Here is a 2500-nt window from a genome sequence, read left to right as displayed (position 1 = left end):
CGGTGGATGCCTTGGCAGTCAGAGGCGATGAAAGACGTGGTAGCCTGCGAAAAGCTTCGGGGAGTCGGCAAACAGACTTTGATCCGGAGATGTCTGAATGGGGGAACCCAGCCATCATAAGATGGTTATCTTGTACTGAATACATAGGTGCAAGAGGCGAACCAGGGGAACTGAAACATCTAAGTACCCTGAGGAAAAGAAATCAACCGAGATTCCCTTAGTAGTGGCGAGCGAACGGGGACTAGCCCTTAAGTTGATTTGAGATTAGCGGAACGCTCTGGAAAGTGCGGCCATAGTGGGTGATAGCCCTGTACGCGAAAATCTCTTGTCAATGAAATCGAGTAGGACGGAGCACGAGAAACTTTGTCTGAATATGGGGGGACCATCCTCCAAGGCTAAATACTACTGACTGACCGATAGTGAACTAGTACCGTGAGGGAAAGGCGAAAAGAACCCCGGAGAGGGGAGTGAAATAGATCCTGAAACCGTATGCGTACAAGCAGTGGGAGCCCACTTTGTTGGGTGACTGCGTACCTTTTGTATAATGGGTCAGCGACTTATTTTCAGTGGCGAGCTTAACCGAATAGGGGAGGCGTAGCGAAAGCGAGTCTTAATAGGGCGTCTAGTCGCTGGGAATAGACCCGAAACCGGGCGATCTATCCATGGGCAGGTTGAAGGTTAGGTAACACTGACTGGAGGACCGAACCGACTACCGTTGAAAAGTTAGCGGATGACCTGTGGATCGGAGTGAAAGGCTAATCAAGCTCGGAGATAGCTGGTTCTCCTCGAAAGCTATTTAGGTAGCGCCTCATGTATCACTGTAGGGGGTAGAGCACTGTTTCGGCTAGGGGGTCATCCCGACTTACCAAACCGATGCAAACTCCGAATACCTACAAGTGCCGAGCATGGGAGACACACGGCGGGTGCTAACGTCCGTCGTGAAAAGGGAAACAACCCAGACCGYCAGCTAAGGTCCCAAAGTTATGGYTAAGTGGGAAACGATGTGGGAAGGCTTAGACAGCTAGGAGGTTGGCTTAGAAGCAGCCACCCTTTAAAGAAAGCGTAATAGCTCACTAGTCGAGTCGGCCTGCGCGGAAGATGTAACGGGGCTCAAACCATACACCGAAGCTACGGGTATCACTTAGGTGATGCGGTAGAGGAGCGTTCTGTAAGCCTGTGAAGGTGAGTTGAGAAGCTTGCTGGAGGTATCAGAAGTGCGAATGCTGACATGAGTAACGACAATGGGTGTGAAAAACACCCACGCCGAAAGACCAAGGTTTCCTGCGCAACGTTAATCGACGCAGGGTTAGTCGGTCCCTAAGGCGAGGCTGAAAAGCGTAGTCGATGGAAAACAGGTTAATATTCCTGTACTTCTGGTTATTGCGATGGAGGGACGGAGAAGGCTAGGCCAGCTTGGCGTTGGTTGTCCAAGTTTAAGGTGGTAGGCTGGAATCTTAGGTAAATCCGGGATTCTAAGGCCGAGAGCTGATGACGAGTGTTCTTTTAGAACACGAAGTGGTTGATGCCATGCTTCCAAGAAAAGCTTCTAAGCTTCAGGTAACCAGGAACCGTACCCCAAACCGACACAGGTGGTTGGGTAGAGAATACCAAGGCGCTTGAGAGAACTCGGGTGAAGGAACTAGGCAAAATGGCACCGTAACTTCGGGAGAAGGTGCGCCGGTGAGGGTGAAGCACTTGCTGCGTAAGCCCACGCCGGTCGAAGATACCAGGCCGCTGCGACTGTTTATTAAAAACACAGCACTCTGCAAACACGAAAGTGGACGTATAGGGTGTGACGCCTGCCCGGTGCCGGAAGGTTAATTGATGGGGTTAGCTAACGCGAAGCTCTTGATCGAAGCCCCGGTAAACGGCGGCCGTAACTATAACGGTCCTAAGGTAGCGAAATTCCTTGTCGGGTAAGTTCCGACCTGCACGAATGGCGTAACGATGGCGGCGCTGTCTCCACCCGAGACTCAGTGAAATTGAAATCGCTGTGAAGATGCAGTGTATCCGCGGCTAGACGGAAAGACCCCGTGAACCTTTACTATAGCTTTGCACTGGACTTTGAATTTGCTTGTGTAGGATAGGTGGGAGGCTTTGAAGCGTGGACGCCAGTTCGCGTGGAGCCATCCTTGAAATACCACCCTGGCAACTTTGAGGTTCTAACTCAGGTCCGTTATCCGGATCGAGGACAGTGTATGGTGGGTAGTTTGACTGGGGCGGTCTCCTCCTAAAGAGTAACGGAGGAGTACGAAGGTGCGCTCAGACCGGTCGGAAATCGGTCGTAGAGTATAAAGGCAAAAGCGCGCTTGACTGCGAGACAGACACGTCGAGCAGGTACGAAAGTAGGTCTTAGTGATCCGGTGGTTCTGTATGGAAGGGCCATCGCTCAACGGATAAAAGGTACTCCGGGGATAACAGGCTGATACCGCCCAAGAGTTCATATCGACGGCGGTGTTTGGCACCTCGATGTCGGCTCATCACATCCTGGGGCTGTAGT

General features: G+C 51.8%; 1 rRNA gene (cut by a window edge). It reads left to right on the top strand.

What is annotated here, in order from left to right:
• Positions 1-2500 (top strand): 23S ribosomal RNA (locus tag AC1DN5_RS18955); its annotated part reaches 21 nt to the left of the window's first position; the annotation flags it as partial.

Source organism: Bacillus sp. 01N42_2 (genome assembly GCF_056399565.1).
This window is presented reverse-complemented; position numbering and strand designations above follow the sequence as displayed.